At 65.4% G+C, this 17,270-nt stretch carries 16 protein-coding genes; 8 read left to right on the forward strand and 8 right to left on the reverse strand.

What is annotated here, in order from left to right:
- The first annotated feature begins 193 nt into the window (after window positions 1–193).
- Complete coding sequence (locus tag C489_RS09615) at window positions 194–3,106, forward strand: YegP family protein (RefSeq protein ID WP_006431046.1); 2,913 nt, start codon at window positions 194–196, stop codon at window positions 3,104–3,106.
- Window positions 3,107–3,169: 63 nt separating this feature from the next.
- Window positions 3,170–3,949: a 4-phosphopantoate--beta-alanine ligase gene (locus C489_RS09620; protein ID WP_006431047.1), complete on the forward strand. Its 780-nt coding sequence runs from the start codon at window positions 3,170–3,172 to the stop codon at window positions 3,947–3,949.
- A gap of 21 nt (window positions 3,950–3,970) precedes the next feature.
- Here the strand turns inward: C489_RS09620 and C489_RS09625 are convergent, their stop codons facing one another.
- On the reverse strand, window positions 3,971–4,624 hold the full coding sequence (locus C489_RS09625) for a hypothetical protein (protein ID WP_006431048.1): 654 nt from the start codon (window positions 4,622–4,624) through the stop codon (window positions 3,971–3,973).
- 135 nt (window positions 4,625–4,759) lie between these two features.
- Here C489_RS09625 and C489_RS09630 point away from each other — a divergent pair, with 135 nt between their 5' ends.
- The 3 genes from C489_RS09630 (at window position 4,760) to C489_RS09640 (ending at window position 7,668) form a co-directional block, all read left to right on the forward strand.
- Window positions 4,760–5,755 (forward strand): tyrosine--tRNA ligase, encoded by a 996-nt coding sequence (locus C489_RS09630; RefSeq protein ID WP_006431049.1) that lies wholly within the window; start codon window positions 4,760–4,762, stop codon window positions 5,753–5,755.
- A 240-nt stretch (window positions 5,756–5,995) separates the two neighbouring features.
- Entirely contained in the window at window positions 5,996–6,661 is a 666-nt protein-coding gene (locus tag C489_RS09635) for a DUF305 domain-containing protein (protein ID WP_006431050.1), read from the forward strand.
- Between the two features lie 68 nt (window positions 6,662–6,729).
- On the forward strand, window positions 6,730–7,668 hold the full coding sequence (locus C489_RS09640; RefSeq protein ID WP_006431051.1) for a biotin--[acetyl-CoA-carboxylase] ligase: 939 nt from the start codon (window positions 6,730–6,732) through the stop codon (window positions 7,666–7,668).
- A 15-nt stretch (window positions 7,669–7,683) separates the two neighbouring features.
- Here the strand turns inward: C489_RS09640 and C489_RS09645 are convergent, their stop codons facing one another.
- The 5 genes from C489_RS09645 to C489_RS09665 all read right to left on the reverse strand — a co-directional run bounded on the left by C489_RS09645 (window position 7,684) and on the right by C489_RS09665 (window position 14,843).
- Complete coding sequence (locus C489_RS09645; RefSeq protein ID WP_006431052.1) at window positions 7,684–8,064, reverse strand: DUF7268 family protein; 381 nt, start codon at window positions 8,062–8,064, stop codon at window positions 7,684–7,686.
- The gene (locus C489_RS09650) at window positions 8,051–8,968 is read right to left on the reverse strand and encodes an ABC transporter permease (protein ID WP_006431053.1); all 918 of its coding nucleotides are present in this window, start codon (window positions 8,966–8,968) and stop codon (window positions 8,051–8,053) included. Before C489_RS09650 ends, C489_RS09645 begins: the two co-directional genes overlap by 14 nt.
- On the reverse strand, window positions 8,965–9,978 hold the full coding sequence (locus C489_RS09655; RefSeq protein WP_006431054.1) for an ABC transporter permease: 1,014 nt from the start codon (window positions 9,976–9,978) through the stop codon (window positions 8,965–8,967). Before C489_RS09655 ends, C489_RS09650 begins: the two co-directional genes overlap by 4 nt.
- 50 nt (window positions 9,979–10,028) lie before the next feature.
- On the reverse strand, window positions 10,029–11,669 hold the full coding sequence (locus C489_RS09660; protein WP_049890763.1) for an ABC transporter substrate-binding protein: 1,641 nt from the start codon (window positions 11,667–11,669) through the stop codon (window positions 10,029–10,031).
- 186 nt (window positions 11,670–11,855) lie between these two features.
- Window positions 11,856–14,843 carry a dipeptide ABC transporter ATP-binding protein gene (locus tag C489_RS09665; protein ID WP_006431056.1) on the reverse strand — a complete coding sequence of 996 codons (2,988 nt, stop codon included), beginning with the start codon at window positions 14,841–14,843 and terminating at the stop codon, window positions 11,856–11,858.
- 82 nt (window positions 14,844–14,925) lie between these two features.
- On the opposite strand from C489_RS09665, the gene C489_RS09670 reads away from it, so the two are divergent.
- Window positions 14,926–15,420 (forward strand): DUF7529 family protein, encoded by a 495-nt coding sequence (locus C489_RS09670; RefSeq protein ID WP_049890764.1) that lies wholly within the window; start codon window positions 14,926–14,928, stop codon window positions 15,418–15,420.
- Window positions 15,421–15,502: 82 nt separating this feature from the next.
- Here C489_RS09670 and C489_RS09675 read toward each other — a convergent pair whose 3' ends face one another.
- Complete coding sequence (locus C489_RS09675) at window positions 15,503–15,979, reverse strand: universal stress protein (protein ID WP_006431059.1); 477 nt, start codon at window positions 15,977–15,979, stop codon at window positions 15,503–15,505.
- A gap of 187 nt (window positions 15,980–16,166) precedes the next feature.
- Between C489_RS09675 and C489_RS09680 the strand changes: the two genes are divergently transcribed.
- Window positions 16,167–16,631 (forward strand): DUF5799 family protein, encoded by a 465-nt coding sequence (locus tag C489_RS09680; protein ID WP_006431061.1) that lies wholly within the window; start codon window positions 16,167–16,169, stop codon window positions 16,629–16,631.
- A 70-nt stretch (window positions 16,632–16,701) separates the two neighbouring features.
- Here C489_RS09680 and C489_RS09685 read toward each other — a convergent pair whose 3' ends face one another.
- Window positions 16,702–16,848, reverse strand: coding sequence for a DUF7557 family protein (locus C489_RS09685; protein WP_449289380.1), 147 nt, complete (start codon window positions 16,846–16,848; stop codon window positions 16,702–16,704).
- Between the two features lie 124 nt (window positions 16,849–16,972).
- Here C489_RS09685 and C489_RS09690 point away from each other — a divergent pair, with 124 nt between their 5' ends.
- Window positions 16,973–17,263 carry a DUF7545 family protein gene (locus tag C489_RS09690; protein ID WP_006431063.1) on the forward strand — a complete coding sequence of 97 codons (291 nt, stop codon included), beginning with the start codon at window positions 16,973–16,975 and terminating at the stop codon, window positions 17,261–17,263.
- Window positions 17,264–17,270: the final 7 nt, after the last annotated feature.

Genomic DNA, 17,270 nt, shown 5'->3' on the forward strand with positions numbered 1-17,270 from the left:
CAATACCATCATGTGTGAAAATAGTCCTTATCGGTGCTTTGTAGGCCTATAGAGAGGGATCTCCTGATTATATCGATGCACTGTGAAGACCGGATCAGTGCTGAATAGATCCTTCCGAACCCACATGACTGATTCCGTATAGGTAGCCAGAACTTTATTATGATTCGTTCAAGTTATCCGGTCAAGTTTGGCAATGGCATCACTGACTGACATTCACCAAAACCTGTTTCAACTGTATGAACACTACGTCGGCGAACCCGACTCGAGCAAGGACGTCTACGGCTATTGGCTGTTCATCGTCGGGTACGTTATCGGGGCCGCCGGCGTGGCGACGTTCGTTGTCGGGTATGCGGGCGAGGGGTATAATTACGCGCTGATCCGGATCTCGGGGGTGACGGCCGCAACAGGGCTCGCGTTCTGTCTATTCGGCATCGTCCTTATGCTGCCGGTGCGGCGGCGAGGAATTCAGGCCAGCGCCGTTGGACTACTTATCGCGTTGGGGGGCGTCGGTTTCTTCGGGTGGGCGTATCCGAACAATTGGCGAAATCTCGGGGTCGACTACAGCATCGAGGTTATCTCGGTTTACACGTTCGGTATCGGAATCATCGCGGGCGTGACCGCCCTCGTTCCCGTGCTCACGGGACAGAAAGGGATGTTCGTCGAGGAGGAAGGGACGACGGACGATCCGCCGATTCTCACTGGCGATTCGATGGAAGGGGCCCAGTTCGCCGTCTTCCGCGACGACAACGGCGACTGGAAGTGGCACGTCCTCCACCTCGAGGCGCTGGCCCAGAGCACGGAAAGCGCCGTGACGCGGCCCGACGCGACGGAAGGAATCGAGCGGGTCCAGTCCCAGATCAGCTCCGCAGGACTGATGGAGCTGACGACCTCGGCGTTCCGGCTCTACGAGGGCCGGGACGGCACGTGGCAGTGGACGCTCGCCCGCGACGACGGCAGCATCGTCGGCACCTGTGCCGGCAAGTTCGACCGCCGTGACGGAGCCGAGGAGTCGGTCAGCTTCCTGAAAGACCGCGGTCCAGATGCCGACGTGATCGAGATCGAGGGGGCCGCGTTCACCTACGCCGAGAAGCGCGACCAGTGGCACTGGCAACTGGTCGACGACGACCGGACGCCGCTTGCCTCGAGCGAGGACGGGCATTCGACACAGGAACGAGCCGAGGAAGCCGCCCGCTCGTTTGCCGAGCGGTTCGACCGCGCGCGAGCGCTCGACGTGGAGCACATCGGCGTGGAACTCTGCGAGCGGGCCGACGGCTGGACGTGGCGCTTCGTCGACGCCGCCGACGAGGTCGTCGCGAGCAGCGCCGCCGAGTTCGACTCCCGGCGCGACGCCGAGAAGGCCGCCGAGGCGTTGCTCCCGGCCCTCGAGTCGGCGTCGGTCACCGTTTCCGGCGAGCCGACGTACGAACTCTACGAGTCCGGTGAGGAGTGGCGCTACCGGCTCGTCGACGCGAACGAGCACGTCGTCGCGTGCGGTCCCGAAGGGACCGCCGACCGCGACGCATCCGAGCGGTGGACCGAGCAGTTCGGCGATCACGCACTCGAGTCGGATGTCGTCGAGATCGAGGACGCCGAGTACGAGGTCTACCCGGCGGACGCGACGATCGATTCCGAACCCGATACGCCGGACGGTGAGGCCGACGACCTCCCGACGCCGTTCGAGGAGCCCGAACCGGCCGCCGACGGCGGAACGGTCACGGACGACGCGCCGGCGGCGGACGACACCAGCCCGTGGCACTGGCGGCTCGTCACCGACGACCGCGAGGTCGTCGCCGCGAGTACCGAGCCACACGCCGACGCCGAGGCGGCGACGACGGCGATCGAACGCGTCCGCGAGCAGGCCAGCGAGGCCGAGCTTATCGAGTTCGAGAACGCCGCCTTCCAGGTCTACGAGGCCGATTCCGGCGAGTGGCGCTGGCGGCTTATCGACGAGGACGGCAACGTGCTGGCCGACAGCGGCGAGGAACACACCTCCCGCGGCGAGGCCGCCGAAGCGATGATGACGCTCAAAGAGCAGGCCCCCAACGCCGAACTGCTCGAGATCGAGACCGCGGCGTTCGAACTGTTCGTCAACGAGGACGACGAGTGGGGCTGGCGGCTCATCGACGAGGCCGGCAAACTCGTCGCCGAGGACCCGGCGACCCACCCCACCCGCGGGGCCGCCCGCCAGGCGATGAACCGCCTGCTCGAGTACCTCGACTCCGACGTTCGGACGATGGACCGGGCCATCTTCCAGACCTACGCGACCGAGGACTGGCACTGGCGCTTCGTCATGCCGTCCGGCGAGACCGTCGCCGTCGACGGCGAGGCGTCCCCGACCCGCGACGAACTGGTCGACGGCCTCGACGACGTGCGCAACGCCGCCGCATCCGCCGGCCGCTACACGATCGGTGACGTGTCCGTCCAGCTCTACGGCACCGACGAGTGGCGCTTCCGCCTGCTCGACCGCGACCGCGAGGAGATCGCCGACTCGAGTCTCTCCTATGCCGACCGCGGGACCGCGACGGCCGCCGTCGACGAACTGCAGGCGAACGCGACCGACGGGCCGATCTTCGCGATCGACGAGGCCGCGATCCGACTCGACGGCTCGGACGACTGGTCGTGGGAACTCGTCGACCGCGACCGCGAAGTGATCGCCAACGGGGTCGGCACCGCCGCGAGCAAGGCCGATCTGCTCGACACGATCGAGGAGGTCCGCCAGCTCGCGCCGATGGCCGGCCGCGTCGACTTCGATGTCGCCTCCTTCGAACTCGTCGCCGACGAGGACGACCGCTGGCAGTGGCGGCTCATCGACGAGGACGGCCGGACCGTCGCGACCGGCTCCGAGACCCACGAGACGGCCGACGACGCGCGCGCGGCCCTCGAGGACGTTCGCGGATTGATCGAGTCAGCGAGCATTCTCGAGATCGACAGCGTCTCGTTCGAACTCCACACCGCCGAGGACGGCTGGGTCTGGCAGCTGATCGACGAGTACGGGACGACGATGGCCGAGAGTACCCAGACCTACGAGAACCGCACCGATGCCCGCGAGGCGATGAACGACGTGAAAGCGCAGGCCCCCGAGGGCTGGATCACGTTCACGGAATAGCGGTCACCCCGACTGTCGACGGCTATCAATCGACTTTTTTATCGACCGACCCGAATCACGCTCGTGAGCGACTACGACAGCGTCTCCGCCGATGTCGAGCACGAGGAGGAGATCCCCGAGGATCATCCGCGATACCAGGACCTGCTCACTCGCCACCGAATCGAGAACGGCATCGAGGCGGGGATCACGCATCTGCAGGGGATGCACGCCGAGGGCCGGGGCAGCGCGTTCGACTACCTGCTGGGCGAGGAGACGATTCCGAGCGCCGACGACGCCGAACGGGCCGCCGCCGCCCACCTCCTGCTCGCCGAGCGGCCAGTGCTCTCGATCAACGGCAACGTGGCGGCGCTGGTCCCCGGCGAGATGGCCGCGCTCGCCGACGCCACGGGCGCTGCTCTCGAGGTCAACCTCTTCAATCGCACCCCCGAGCGGATCGAGGCCATCGCGGAGCACCTGCAAGACCACGGCGCGGACGACGTGAAGGGCCTCGAGGCCGACGCGCGGATTCCGAACCTCGATCACAAGCGAGCCAAGGTCGACGCCGACGGCATCTACGCGGCCGATGTCGTGCTCGTGCCCCTCGAGGACGGCGACCGCGCCGAGGCGTTAGACGAGATGGGCAAGACCGAGATCGTGATCGACCTCAACCCGCTGTCGCGCTCGCCGCAGGTCGCCGACGTACCGATCGTGGACAATATCATCCGCGCGGTGCCGAACATCACCGACCACGCCCGCGAGTTGGCCGACGCCGACGAAGCCGGGCTTCGAGAGATCATCGAGGCCTTCGACCGGGACCGAGCGCTCGAGGCGGCAGAGAAGCGGATTCGATCGGGCGACCTCTGAGTGGGCGGGCTCTCGGCCAACTCAGAACTTCCCCGTGATCGTCGGCGAGACCGAATCGCGCGCGTCGTCGCGTTCGATGATCGGTGACTGTTCGTCGCCATCGACGAACGGTAGCTTCGATTTGATCGCGGTGACCGATTCTTCGAGCCGGTAGTACGACAGCCAGAGCCGCTCGCTCAGCCGTCGCGCGAGCGAGTTGTCGATTTCGTAGTCGATACCCGGCCCGTACTCGAGGTCGTCGCCGTCAACGAGCCAGTGGCGGGCCAGCGCGACGCCGGTCTCGGCGTCGTAGCCGCGGGCGAGGTAGTGTCTGTAGGGGTGGCGGATCCACGAGCACTCCCAGTGAGCGTAGACGTCGACCCCCGGATCGTTCTCGAGGTCGTGGAGGACGATATGCAACTGCTCGTCGGCCAGCAGCGACGGCCGCCACACCCACGAGCCTTCGGCGGTGTTGCCGTCCATTCGGACCTTGAGCGCGGCGATCGGGTTCCGCGAGAAGCCCAACTGCTCGAGGACGTCCTCGAGCGTCGCCTCCGAGCAGCGGGCCGTGAGCACGTACTCGTCGGCGGTCGTGTGACTGATCGCGTAGCCGCCGAAGGTCCCCCGCAAGAGGAAATGAAGCTGTGGCAGGGTACTGCGCCGGACCGCGTTGACGGCGTCCTCGCTGTCGAGCATCGATCGCCGAGCCTACGCCGACCGCCCGTATGAGTGTTCGGGTGGAGCCTGCAGCGATCGCCTCGTGCCGGCAGATCAGCGGCGGCCCGACCGCCTTTCAGGAGGTATAAATTCCTCCTCCGGTTTCCCTTCCACATGGACGCCTACGAGTTACTCACGCGAAACGCCGAGGAGGTCGTCACCGACGAGGAGATCCGCGACCTCGCGGAGGATCCCGAGGGCAAGCGGGCCTACGTCGGCTACGAACCCTCCGGCGTCCTCCATCTGGGGCACCTCCTGACTGCGAACAAACTCATCGATCTCCAGGAGGCGGGCATGGATGTCGTCATCCTGCTGGCGGACGTCCACGCCTACCTCAACGATAAGGGGACCTTCGACGAGATCCGGGAGACCGCCGAGCAGATGAAAGCGCAGTTCCTCGCCTACGGCCTCGACGAGGCCCAAACCGAGTTCGTCTACGGCTCCGAGTTCCAACTCGACGAGGAGTACGTACTCGACCTGCACACGCTCGAGGTCGACACGACGATGAACCGCGCCCAGCGCGCGATGGCCGAGATACAGGGCGACGAGACGGCTAAAGTGAGCCACCTCGTCTACCCGCTGATGCAGACCTTGGACATCGAGTACCTCGATCTGGATCTGGCCGTCGGCGGCTTGGACCAGCGCAAGGTCCACATGCTCGCCCGCGAGAAACTGCCCGAAGTCGACTACGTGGTCCGACCCGCCCTCCACACGCCCATCGTCGCTGACCTCACCAGCGGCGAGGGGAAGATGTCCTCGAGCGAGGGCGTCACCATCTCCATGGAGGACTCGACCGAAGAACTCGAGGAGAAGGTCAACTCGGCGTACTGTCCGCCGACCCGTGATCCGGAGGCCGACGACGAGGGCAACGAACGCGAGAACCCCGTCCTCGAACTCTTCGAGTACCACGTCTTCCCGCGGTTCGACGAGCTCGTCGTCGAGCGCCCCGAGAAGTACGGCGGCGATCTGACCTACGAGGACTACGAGACCCTCGCCGACGACCTCGAGTCGGGCGAACTCCACCCCGCCGACGCGAAGGGAACCCTCGCGACCTACCTCGACGAACTGATCGCGCCGGGCCGCGAGAAACTGCGTGAGATCCGGGGCTAATCGGGTCCGCCTCGAGTCGAATTTCTGAACGGAGATATTTCGATCCAGTGGCCGCGACCGCGGCCGCTGGTGATTTCATGCCGACTGCCGAGCGACGCGACCCGTGACGGCGGGTCCGTGTAGCGGGGTGCTATCACTCTAACCGAGGGATATCGAACGCATTAGCGCTGTAAACAGCGAATTTCGAACACGGACGACGGCCAGTCTTATCCGTGTCTCTCGTGGAGGTCCGGTCGATCCATGGGACGCGAAACTGAGTCCGACGACGCATCGCGCCGTTCGTTCCTGCAAACCGGAACGCTCGCCTCGGCGGGCCTCGCACTGGGGCTGTCGGGTGCGGCACCCGCCGCGGCGACCGACGGCGAAACGACCGACTCGGCCGAGCCGTCGTCGACCGGCGCGGCGAGCGACACCGACCTGAATCTGGCGGATATCGGCTTCCTCCAGTTGATGGCCTACCACCACCGCGGGGGAATCGAAGCCGCGTCGCTGGTCCCGGAGCGGACGAACCACAGCGCGTTGGCCGAGTTCGCCGAGACGGTGATCGAGGCCCAGCGGGAGGGTATCGCGCGGATCGAATCGATTCTCACTGAGGCCGGGATCGAACCCGAGCACCTGCTCGAGGTCGATCTCGACGCCGTCAGAACGATGGTGACCTCGATCCCCGGCAATCTCCGCCCGAACGAACTCGCATACCTACAGCGCCTCGAGGGGACGACCTTCGACCTGCGATTCATCGAAACGTTCGCGAACCATCACCGTGGCGCGATCCAACTGTCTCATCTCGTCCTCCAAGAGGGGCAGTCGCCTGCGGTCGAGGCAATGGCGACTGACATCATCGAAACGCAGCAGGCACAGATCGTCCGAATGTATACGTGGTACCTCGACTGGGTCCAACGGACGTAGCCGATCACGGCGGTCGGCGGCGGCCGCCGATCAGCCGATTGAAGTGTGCGCGACTCCCTTGCGAGTCCATGAACGAGACGCGACGGGCGATCCTCGAGGCAATCGCGGAGGGGCCGGTGTCGGGGCCCGAACTGGCCGATGCGCTCGATATCTCGCGGGCGGCTGTCTGGAAGCACATCGAGGGGCTGCGCGAGGCCGACTTCGAGATCGAGAGCGGACCGAACGGCTACGAACTGACCGCCGTCGCGGCGTACAACGCCCCGGCCGTCGAGTTCGAACTCGAGGCCCCGTTTTCGATCGAGTACCACGACTCCGTGGGGAGCACCAACGACCGGGCGCGCGAGTTGGCGGCCGAGGGGGCAACGGATGTTGCCGTCCTCGCGGACGAACAGGTCGGCGGCCGCGGCCGCCTCGAGCGCGAGTGGTCCTCGCCGTCGGGCGGGGTCTGGGTCAGCGTCGTGACGCGACCGGCCGTCGCGCCCGCCCAAGCCCCGCTGTACACGCTCGCGGCGTCGGTCGCCACGGCCACGGCGGCTCGAGAGGCGGGCGTCGACGCCCGAATCAAGTGGCCAAACGACGTGGTCGTCCCGGTCGGCGACGACGGCGACTATCGGAAGCTTGCCGGAATTCTCACGGAGATGGAAGGAGAAACCGACCGCGTGGAGTGGCTCGCCGTCGGGGTCGGCGTCAACGCGAATCTCGACGCCGACGCGCTGCCCGAGGGTGCGACCAGCATCCGCGAAGAGGCGGGCGACATCGATCGGCGGCGGTTCGTCCAGCGGCTCTTAGAAGAATTCGATCGATATCGGGAGGACCTCGAGGCGGTCGTTCCCGCGTGGCGCGACCTGGCGCTGACGATCGGCCAGCGCGTGCGCGTCGACCGCCCCGCGGGCGAGATCGTCGGCGAGGCCGTCGACGTGACCGAGTCCGGGGCCCTCGTCGTCGAGACCGAGAACGGACAGGAGATCGTTACGGCGGGCGACTGCGAGCACTTGCGGCCCGTCTGATCGAGCACCGCGGTTTCAAACGCCGAGCAGGATCGAACCGACGGTTGCGGCGACGACCCAGCCCACGCCGGTCCACGACACCACGAAAAACGCCTCGCGAGCGCTGGCTTCCGTCCAGTCGGAGCTCACGTCGAGGCGATCCTGCATCCCCTCGATGGTCCGTCCGAGGCCGACCGCCGACGACCACGCGGTGACGCCGAACCCGAGGACCAGCGCGCCAAGTGCAAACGCCGTGTCGGTCGCGGCTCGCGGCGTCCAGACCGTCAGCAGTGCCAGCGAGACGACCGCTCCGAGCGCGGCTCCGATCGCTACCCAGCGAACGGCGGCAACCATGAGCCGGCGGACCCGCTCGACGGTGCCCCTCGAGACGGGAACGCCGGAATCAGTCGACGGCATCTCGCATGCGCGGATCTAAGGCGTCCCGCATCCCGTCGCCGAGGAGGTTGAAGCCGAGCACTGTAAGCGCGAGGAACAGGCCGGGGAAGAACGACCACCACCACGCGCCGGAGAACAGTCCCTTCTCGACGCCCTCCGAAAGCATCATCCCCCACGACGGGTCGCCGGGAGCCGCGCCGAATCCGAGGAACGACAGCGCCGCGATGTCGATGATGGCGAGCCCGTAGTTCAGCGTGGACTGGACGGTGATCGGCGCCAGACAGTTCGGCAGGACGTGGCGAACCAGCAGCCGCGGATCGGTCGCGCCGAGGGCCCGCGTCGCCTCGATGTACTCGTCCTCGAGGACTTTCAGTGCCGCCCCGCGCACGACGCGGGCGAACCGCGGCGTGTACACGAGCGTGAGCGCGATGACCGCTCGCCACAGCCCCAGCGAGTCGGGGAAGATCGTGACGAGTGCGAGTGCCAGCAGCAACGATGGGAACGACAGGAGCACGTCCATCGTCCGCATGATAACGTTATCCGTGAGATCACCGTAGTACGCTGCGACGATCCCGGCGGTGATACCGAGGACCGTCGACGCGACGACAGTCGCGGTCCCGAACTTCAGCGCGTACCACGCACCGTACAGCACCCGCGGGAAGATGTCGCGGGCTTGGCCGTCCGTTCCGAACCAGAACGTGCTACTCGGACCTACCTTCGTCGGGTTTTCCCCGAACTGCGTGTCGACGATGGCGTCGAGTCCGTACGCGAATCGGGCGTAGATAGCGACGAGGAACATCCCGACGATCAGACTGAGACCGATGACGGCGATGCGGTTCGACAGCAGTTCCGTGAGGAACGGGCTGGCCCGGAGGCGCTCGATGGGACTGCGCTCGACGGTCGATGATTGGGTTTCCGTGCTCATTGGTCAATTCGTGGGTCGAGGATGGAATACGTGATGTCTACGAAGAGGTTCACTAATGTGTACATGAACGCGAAGACGAGGACGGTCGCCTGCACCACGGGGTAGTCGCTACCGTGGATAGCGGAGACGAGTAGCGTCCCGATGCCGTTAATCTCGAAGACGGTCTCGGTCAGCACCGAGCCGCCGAGCATCGAACCGAACTGGATACCGATGATGGTGATCACGGGGATGAACGCGTTCCGGAGCCCGTGTTTCATGATCGTGGTCTTCGCGCCTTGGCCCTTCGCGCGGGCCGTCCGCATGTAGTCCTGTCTGACGACCTCGAGCATCGACGATCGCATCATCCGAGAGATGAACGCCATCGAGTAGATGCCGAGCACGAGGACGGGCATCAACAGGTGGCGCGCCGCGGACTGAAACGCGGCCATGTCCCCGGCCAGTAGCGTGTCGACGAGGATGAATCCGGTCGTCGAGTCGATGAAGTACGTCGATCCGATGCGTCCGCTCGTCGGGAGGACGCCGAGGATCTGTGCGAACAGCAGTATGAGGAGCGGACCGCTCCAGTAGATCGGCACGCTGATTCCCGTCAGTGCGCCGATCCGGGAGAAGTGGTCGGTCAGCGTGTCCTTCTTGACGGCGCTGATAATCCCGAGCGGGAGCCCGAACAGCAGGCCCGCGATCTGTCCGAGAACCGCGAGCTCGATGGTGATCGGGAGCCGGTCGGCAAGAATTTCGCTGACGTCGCTCCCTTGCCGGACCTGATAGGACTGCCCGAAGTCGAGCGTCACAGTGTCGTGGAGGAATCGGAGGTACTGCTGCCACAGTGGGTCATTGAGTCCGAGGTCGGATCGGATCTGCTCGACGAAGTCTTGACTCGCGCGTTCGCCCGCGATGACGACCGCGGGGTCACCCGGCGAGAGGTGGAGGATCGCAAAGACCACTGTTGCCACTCCGAACAGCACCGGACCGAGCAACAGCAGGCGTTTGGCGACGAACCGCTTTGATACCATTATTCTGAGCTAATTTTGAGGGGTTAAAAATGTCCCGTCAGCCGGGCGCGTTACTCGAGTTCCACTATGTGGAGGTGGGGGCCACCGATGGCCGAGACGTCGTAGTTGCTGACGGTATTGCGGACACCGCGGATCTCGTCGGCGTAGTCGATGTAGACCCACGGGGCCTCGTCGTGTGCGATCTGCGCCGCCTCGTGGTAGAGGTTGGCGCGTTCGTCCTGATCCGCCGTCTGCTGGGCTTCTTCGACGCGGTCCATGAACTCCTGGTTCGCCCACGCAGCGCGGTTGGACGTGTTGTACCCCTCCGTGCTCCAGTCGACCCAGTCCTGCCCGTCGGGGGACTCCACCTGCGGGTGGAGCAGGACGTAGTAGAAGTTGTCCGGGTCGGCGTTGTCCGTGTACCAGCCGGCCAGCGACGCGTCGTGTTTCCCGTCGGAGGTGTAGGTGAGGTAGTCCGAGAACGGTCGCTCGTCGATGGTGACGTCGATACCGATGTCTCCGAGGTTCGTCCGGATGGTCTCCGCCGTCGACGACGGAGCCGGGTTGTAGCCGCGGGCGTTCTGGAACGTCGTCAGTTCGAAGGAGAAGCCATCACCGTATCCGGCCTCTTCCAGCAGCGACTCTGCCTGATCGGGATCGTAGGCGTACGGACTGAGGTCGTCGTTGTGTCCGAACAGCGCCGGCGGACACGGCTGGTCGGCCTGTTCGGCGATGCCGGAGTAGACCTCGTTGACGATGGACTCGGTGTCGATGGCGTAACTGATCGCCTGCCGGACCCGCGCGTCGCGGAACGCCTCGACGCGGGACTGGTTGAACGACATGTACCCGATGTTGATCCCCTCTCCGGACTGGATTTCGGCGGCGTCGGAGTCCTCGACCGACCCGATGTTTTCGGGTGCGAGGTTGTCGATGATCTCGAGTTCGCCTTCGACGAGGGCCTGCGTGCGCGTCGAGTTCTGTCCGCGCTCGAGGAACAGGAGCTGCTCGACGTTCGGCCCGTCGCCCCAGTAGTTGTCGTTGGGAGTGAGCAGGATGCGGCCGTTCGAGTTGTCAAGTTCCTCGAGTTGGAACGGGCCGGTCCCGTTGGCGTCCGCGTTGAAGTCGAAGTCGTTCTCGATGTCCTCCTTGGAGAGGACGACGGCGGCGAACATCGCGAGGTTACGCAGGAACGGCGCGTACGGATCGTTGAGCGTGATGTTGAGCGAGTGATCGCCGTCGGCTTCGACGGACTCGATCCAGTTGCCGAGCGTGAACGGGCCGTATGCGGAGGCGTCCTCGAAGTAGTAGTCGTAGTCCTCGTCGACGAACCGGCGGTAGGTCGCGACGAAGTCGTCGGCGGTGAAGTCGGTTCCGTCGTCGAACTGGGCGTCGTCGCGCAGTTCGATCGTGACGTCCACGCCGTCCATCGACCAGTCGGTCGCGAGACTCTCCGTGATGGCTGCCTCGCCGGGTTCGAAGTCGATGAGCCCGTCGTAAATCTGGTTGGTGACCTTCGACACCTCGCCGCTGGTCGTTCGTTGCGGGTCGAGCGTGTCCGAGTGGGAACTGCGGCCGTATCGGAGCGTGCCGCCGCTGTCACTGTCACCGCCGAGACAGCCGGCCATGGAACTCGCTGCAGTCGCGACAACCGTTGCGCTACCGGCAGACTTCAGGAAACTCCGCCTGGAAGACTGACCGTCATTACCTGACATAACAGTAGTCCGTAATTGGAACTATATAATGGTACCGGACAGTATTGTCAACTCTATACTGGTTGGGAAGCGTTTATTGGCCGTGCTGACCGGTTGGTGAAACGAGTCGCGACTCGATGGACTGGATTCCGAAAACGCCGAACGCACCCGGCGGATCCGAGCGATCGACTGGCACCGCGTCTGCCCTTACTCGGATTCGGTGTAGATGTGACAGGCTGCGGGGTGGTCGCTGTCGTCGAGTACGGGGTCTTTCCGTTCGCAGACGCTCTCGAACGTGTCCGTCAGGACGGCCTCGGCGGCTTCCCAGTCGCCGTCGTCGAGGTGCCGATAGGACTCCTCGACCGCCTCGCGAGCGCGACCGGAGAGCGGTTCGTCGAAGAACTGCGCGTTGAGCGCGGCTGTCAGGTCACTACCACCGTCCGCGACCGCGCGAGGCGGCGGCGATTCGGCGACGACTTCGTTGCGGGCCGCCTCGAGGTCGATGTCCCGGGACTCTACGCGCTGTCGGTAGAACATGACCTCGCGGTAGCGTTCCTGTTCGATGTCGAGGTCGTCAGGTGGGATGATCGACGGACACCGCGTCCGGAAGTGACAGCCCGATGGCGGATCGATCGGGGACGGCACGTCCCCTTTCAGGATGGTGCGGTCGTCGGTGTCGGCCAGCGGGTCCGGTTCGGGAATCGCCGACAGCAACGCGTTCGTATACGGGTGTTGCGGGTCGGCAAACAGCTCGTCAGTCTCGGCGATCTCGACGAGCTCGCCGAGGTACATCACCGCGACGCGGTCCGAGATGTGCCGAACGACAGAGAGGTCGTGGGCGATGAACAGGTACGTCAGCCCGAACTCCTCTTGTAGGTCCTCCAAGAGGTTGATGATCTGTGCCTGCACGGAGACGTCCAGAGCCGACACCGGCTCGTCGGCGACGATGAAGTCGGGGTCTACCGCGAGGGCGCGGGCGATGCCGACGCGCTGGCGCTGGCCGCCCGAGAGTTCGTGGGGGTAGCGGCCGTACTGGCTCTCGTCGAGTCCGACCTCCTCGAGGAGTTGGAGGACGCGTCGGCGCCGCAGCAGGCGCTTGGAGTCGCCGGCGGATACCGACACGTCGACGGCGGTGACGCGGCCGTCCTCACGGGTAACGTCGGTCTGGACGCCGAGCGCGCCCTCGATGTCCACGGTCACGTCGTCGCCGACAGTTACCGATACCGGGACGACCGTCTCGCCGTCGGTACTTCCCAGGAGTGCGTCCGCGTTGTCCGAAACCTCGACGGAGACGGCGTCCTCGCTAATGCCCTCGACGGTCACGTCCGCACGCGTGACGACATCGGGGTCGCTCTCCGGAAGGCCGTGTATCTTCAGCGGTTCCATGACCGTCTGCCCGACGGACATCCGCGGATCGAGACTCGACATCGGGTCTTGGAACACCATCTGCATGTCCTTGCGCTTCTCCCGGAGTTCAGTCTTCGAGAGGTCGCCGAGGTCCTCGCCGGCGAACACGACTCTCCCGTCGGTCGGCGGGTTGAGGTGGAGGATTGCCCGCCCCGCGGTCGACTTGCCGCAGCCGGACTCGCCGACCAACCCGAGCGTCTCGCCCTCGTGGACATCGAAGCTCACGCCGTCGACGGCTTTCACGCTCGGCTTCTCACCCATGAACCGATCGAGGTAGCCGTCTTCTTGCTGGTAGTACTTCCGCATCTCGCGGATTTCGAGGATCGGCTCGCCGATATCGTGTTCGACCGCCGATACGGCGTCGTCGTTGCCGTACTCGTCCTCGTCGAAAGACTCGAGGAGACACTTCGAGCGGTGGTCGACATCGTCGGGACCGTGCTGGCGGAACTGGATTTCGCCGTCGCGACACTCGGGTTTGGCCCACGGACACCGGTCGGCGAAGTGACACCCTTCGGGCATGTCGATGAGGTCGGGAACGTTCCCCTCGATGGGCGTTAGGCGGTCTTTCTCCTCCGTTGGGATGGATTCCAAGAGCGTGTACGTATACGGGTGGCTCGGATCGGCGAAGATTTCCTCGACGGGCCCCACCTCGACGATCTCGCCGGCGTACATCACCGCGACCCGGTCGCAGGTCTCCGCGACCACGCCGAGGTCGTGGGTGATCATCAGCACCGACATCCCGAACTCGTCTTGGAGGTCGTCGATGAGGTCGAGAATCTGGGCCTGAATGGTCACGTCGAGGGCGGTCGTCGGCTCGTCGGCGATGAGAAGGCTCGGCTGACACGCGAGCGCGATGGCGATGAGGACCCGCTGGCGCATCCCGCCGGAGAACTCGTGGGGGTACTCCTCAAGGCGCGTCGTGGCCTCCGGGATGCCGACCTCGGTAAGAATGTCCACGACATCTTCCATGACCTCCTCGTCGTGTTCTTGCCCGCCAATGGACGGCAGAATCTCTCGGATGGCATTGAGCCACGTGTCCCGTTTCCGTTCGCCGTACTGATGGAGCCGCAGGGACTCCGCGACCTGCTCGCCGACGGTCACCGCGGGGTTCAGAGAGGTCATCGGGTCCTGGAAGATCATCCCCATCTCGCTGCCGCGGACCTTCCGCATCGCTTCCTCAGGGGCGTCGATCAGGTCGACGACGCCGTCCTCGACTGCGATCTCGCTGGCGGCTGCGCCGCTTGCGAATTGCTCGCGTGCTGTCTCGTCCAGATAGACGAACCCGTCGTCGGCGTCGTCGAGGGCGTTCTCTACAGTATCCGCAACCACGGACTCGGTCGCGCCCTCGTCAAGCCGGTCGGCGGACTCTCGCAGCGTCGGTGCGAGCCCCGCGGGATCGTCGTGGCCGGCGAGGTCCGCGGCTATCCCGCGCAGTTCCGAGCCGGCCGAGTCGACCCCGTCGCCGACGCGGAGATCCGCGATGAGTTCCCGAACCGCGTCGATGAGTTCGAAGGGATACGGGACGACGGCACCGTCGAACTCGTCCGCGAGGTCCGCGGCGAGTGCCGCGCGTCGCAGGGTCACGCGGCCGCCGACGACGTCGCCGGGGTCGTCGACGAGATCCATCGCTGAGAGGGCAGTCACGCTCTTACCGGACCCGGACTCGCCGACGAGGCCGACGGTCTCGCCCTCTTCGATGGTGAGGTCGATCCCGTCGACGGCTTTAACTGCACCGCGTTTGGTGTCGAACTGCGTGCGGAGTCCGGAGAGGGATAGAAGGTCAGTCACTGGCGACAGTTCTCGAGGGAGCGAAGAAATACCTTGTGGGATTTGGACAACATTTATCTCCGGCGGTGCACGCGGTGGGGGCATGAGCGAAAATCCAGCGGGCACTTCCCCGAGAAGCGCACAGGACCAGTCCGGCTGGCAGGCGGTTCTCGAGGACATGACGGCGATCGCCGACGACTACCGTGACCGCGGCTGGACGGCCCTCGAGCTCCATCCCGGGGACTCCGTGCTCGTGGACTCCGAGCGACGCACGGGCCTCGACGTCGTCCTGCCCGGACCCGAGTACGAGGACCTCGAGTCGCTGACTGAGGACACAACGTTCGCGGACGTGGACGTGTTCCGCGCGGAAGAGGGCGGCATGATCTACCTGCTGATCGTCGAACAGGCTCCGACCGACGAGACGGCCGTCCTCGTTCCGGCCTACTACGATACCGGCTCCGGGCAGACAGCGCTCGAGACCGTCCGATCGGCGGGCGAACTGCGGCTGTTCTGTCGGCGACTGAACGACGACTACGTTGAGTTCGTCCACGACGACGTCGCGCCGTTTCTCCCCGAAGCGTTCGCGGACGCCGAGTAAGGGGAGTTCGGGCCGGTGCCGTCGCTGGTCGTCGTTTTCAAAACCGCTCGTACTACGCAGTCCGACCGATGACTCGAGGCCGTTACTCCGCCGCGAGCGGGGGCGCTTCGGCGCGTTCGTCGATCTCGTCGGGATCGACCTGCACCGTCAACACCGGGACTGAAGAGCGCCGGACGACCCGTTCCGTGACGCTGCCGAGCAGCAGTCGGTCGATCCCCCCGCGGCCGTGGGTCCCCATCACGACCAGATCGCACTCGGTGGGGTCGGCCTCGTTGATGATGACCTGACTCGGCGCGCCCTCGCGGACCGCCGTCTCGACCGTGATCTCCGCCGGTGCGAGGTCTTCGACGCGACCGACCGCCGCTTGCCCCTCCTCCCGGAGCGCGTCGCTGACACCCTCGAGGGCGGTTTCCATGGGGAGCCCACCGTAGCCGGCCACGTTGACGACGTAGAGCGCGCGGATCGTCGCGTCGTGTGCGTCCGCGAGGTCGAACGCGTACTCGAGCGCGCGCTCGACCTCTTGCGAGCCGTCGGTCGGAACGAGGATGCAGTCGTACATCGTGGGTCATGATGTCATACAACAACCAGTCATATTAACGTTTTCCTGACACGAGAGACGGTCAGTCCGGGTGACGAATTCCGGGCCCGATCGGCGATTCCGATGGCGAGCGCGAATCGGCGATGAAACCCGAATCGCGGGTCCGAGAGGGGAAACGCTGATACAGCCACCGGTCCAACCGGGGGCCATGAGCGATACGTCGTGGACCGACCGGATCGTCGGCGAGCGGATGACCGTCGATCAGGAGTTCGCCTCGCAGATCGAGGGGTCGCAGTTCTCCAACCAGCAGTGGAGCCTGATCATGACGGCCACGGAGTTCGAGATCGAACACGCCGACAACCCCGAGCAGGCCCAGATCGTCGCCAACACGGACAACCTCGACGGGATCATCCCCGAACTCGAGAACGTCCAGACCGGCATGGGCGCGATGGCCGGCGGGGGCGCGGGCGGCGGTTCGAGTTCCTCGAGCGGCGGCGGCATCGTCGACTCGATCATGGGCGCACTCGGCATGGGCGGTAGCGACGGCTCCTCCGAGAAGGAACAGCGCGAGGCGGCTGAACGGCTCACGCAGGAGTACGCGACCGAACTGCAGTCCCACCTCGAGTCCAAGGGGAAGTGGGAGACGGTGCGGCGGACGGCCGCCGACGGCTGAGGCCGAAACGACCGTCGCCGGCGGACTCGGTGGGCCGCGAGTATCGAGGACCGCTCCTCTCGCCGACCGGTCAATCGCCGGCGTGAAAGAGCGTGTACTCGCTGGTTTCGTAGCTGTTGATGAGTTCGTTGATGAGTTCGTCGTCGTCGGACTCGTCGTCGACGCGCAGTGCATCCAGTCGCTCGATCGTCTCTCCGTCGAGTTCGACGGATGGCAGACGAGAACGTTCGTCGTCGCGAGGCAAAAACACCACGGGGGTTGCCATCCGCGACGCGTTTCACTGCGGGCATAATCCGGGGCAAGCCACAGCACCTTTACGGACGGTTCCCGACCGTAAGAGTATGACCGACGAAGTCCAGACGACGACCTTCTCGATCAGTTCCGACGACGGCGCAACCGACGAAATCACGGTCCCGTCCGGTCTCCTCGACCTCGTCGCCGAGGGCGACCAGACCGACGCCGAAACCGTCGGCGACGTCATGCTGCTCTCCTTTGCCAGCCGCGCCCACCACATCGTCCACCACGGCGAGGACTCGGACGCGGAACTCGAGGCCCAGGAAGAACGCGTGATGGACCTCTTCGAGGAGCGCTTCGGCGTCACGTTCGGCGAAGCGACCGGCCACCAGCACTGAGCCGCGA

The sequence above is a fragment of the Natrinema versiforme JCM 10478 genome, assembly GCF_000337195.1.
Taxonomy (GTDB): Archaea; Halobacteriota; Halobacteria; order Halobacteriales; family Natrialbaceae; genus Natrinema; species Natrinema versiforme.

What these genes read in the sequence shown, in the direction of transcription:
- C489_RS09615 (WP_006431046.1), top strand. Translation starts at nt 194, where the DNA reads ATGGCATCACTGACTGACATTCACCAAAACCTGTTTCAACTGTATGAA.
- C489_RS09625 (WP_006431048.1), bottom strand. Translation starts at nt 4,624, where the DNA reads ATGCTCGACAGCGAGGACGCCGTCAACGCGGTCCGGCGCAGTACCCTG.
- C489_RS09630 (WP_006431049.1), top strand. Translation starts at nt 4,760, where the DNA reads ATGGACGCCTACGAGTTACTCACGCGAAACGCCGAGGAGGTCGTCACC.
- C489_RS09635 (WP_006431050.1), top strand. Translation starts at nt 5,996, where the DNA reads ATGGGACGCGAAACTGAGTCCGACGACGCATCGCGCCGTTCGTTCCTG.
- C489_RS09640 (WP_006431051.1), top strand. Translation starts at nt 6,730, where the DNA reads ATGAACGAGACGCGACGGGCGATCCTCGAGGCAATCGCGGAGGGGCCG.
- C489_RS09645 (WP_006431052.1), bottom strand. Translation starts at nt 8,064, where the DNA reads ATGCCGTCGACTGATTCCGGCGTTCCCGTCTCGAGGGGCACCGTCGAG.
- C489_RS09650 (WP_006431053.1), bottom strand. Translation starts at nt 8,968, where the DNA reads ATGAGCACGGAAACCCAATCATCGACCGTCGAGCGCAGTCCCATCGAG.
- C489_RS09655 (WP_006431054.1), bottom strand. Translation starts at nt 9,978, where the DNA reads ATGGTATCAAAGCGGTTCGTCGCCAAACGCCTGCTGTTGCTCGGTCCG.
- C489_RS09660 (WP_049890763.1), bottom strand. Translation starts at nt 11,669, where the DNA reads ATGTCAGGTAATGACGGTCAGTCTTCCAGGCGGAGTTTCCTGAAGTCT.
- C489_RS09670 (WP_049890764.1), top strand. Translation starts at nt 14,926, where the DNA reads ATGAGCGAAAATCCAGCGGGCACTTCCCCGAGAAGCGCACAGGACCAG.
- C489_RS09675 (WP_006431059.1), bottom strand. Translation starts at nt 15,979, where the DNA reads ATGTACGACTGCATCCTCGTTCCGACCGACGGCTCGCAAGAGGTCGAG.
- C489_RS09680 (WP_006431061.1), top strand. Translation starts at nt 16,167, where the DNA reads ATGAGCGATACGTCGTGGACCGACCGGATCGTCGGCGAGCGGATGACC.
- C489_RS09690 (WP_006431063.1), top strand. Translation starts at nt 16,973, where the DNA reads ATGACCGACGAAGTCCAGACGACGACCTTCTCGATCAGTTCCGACGAC.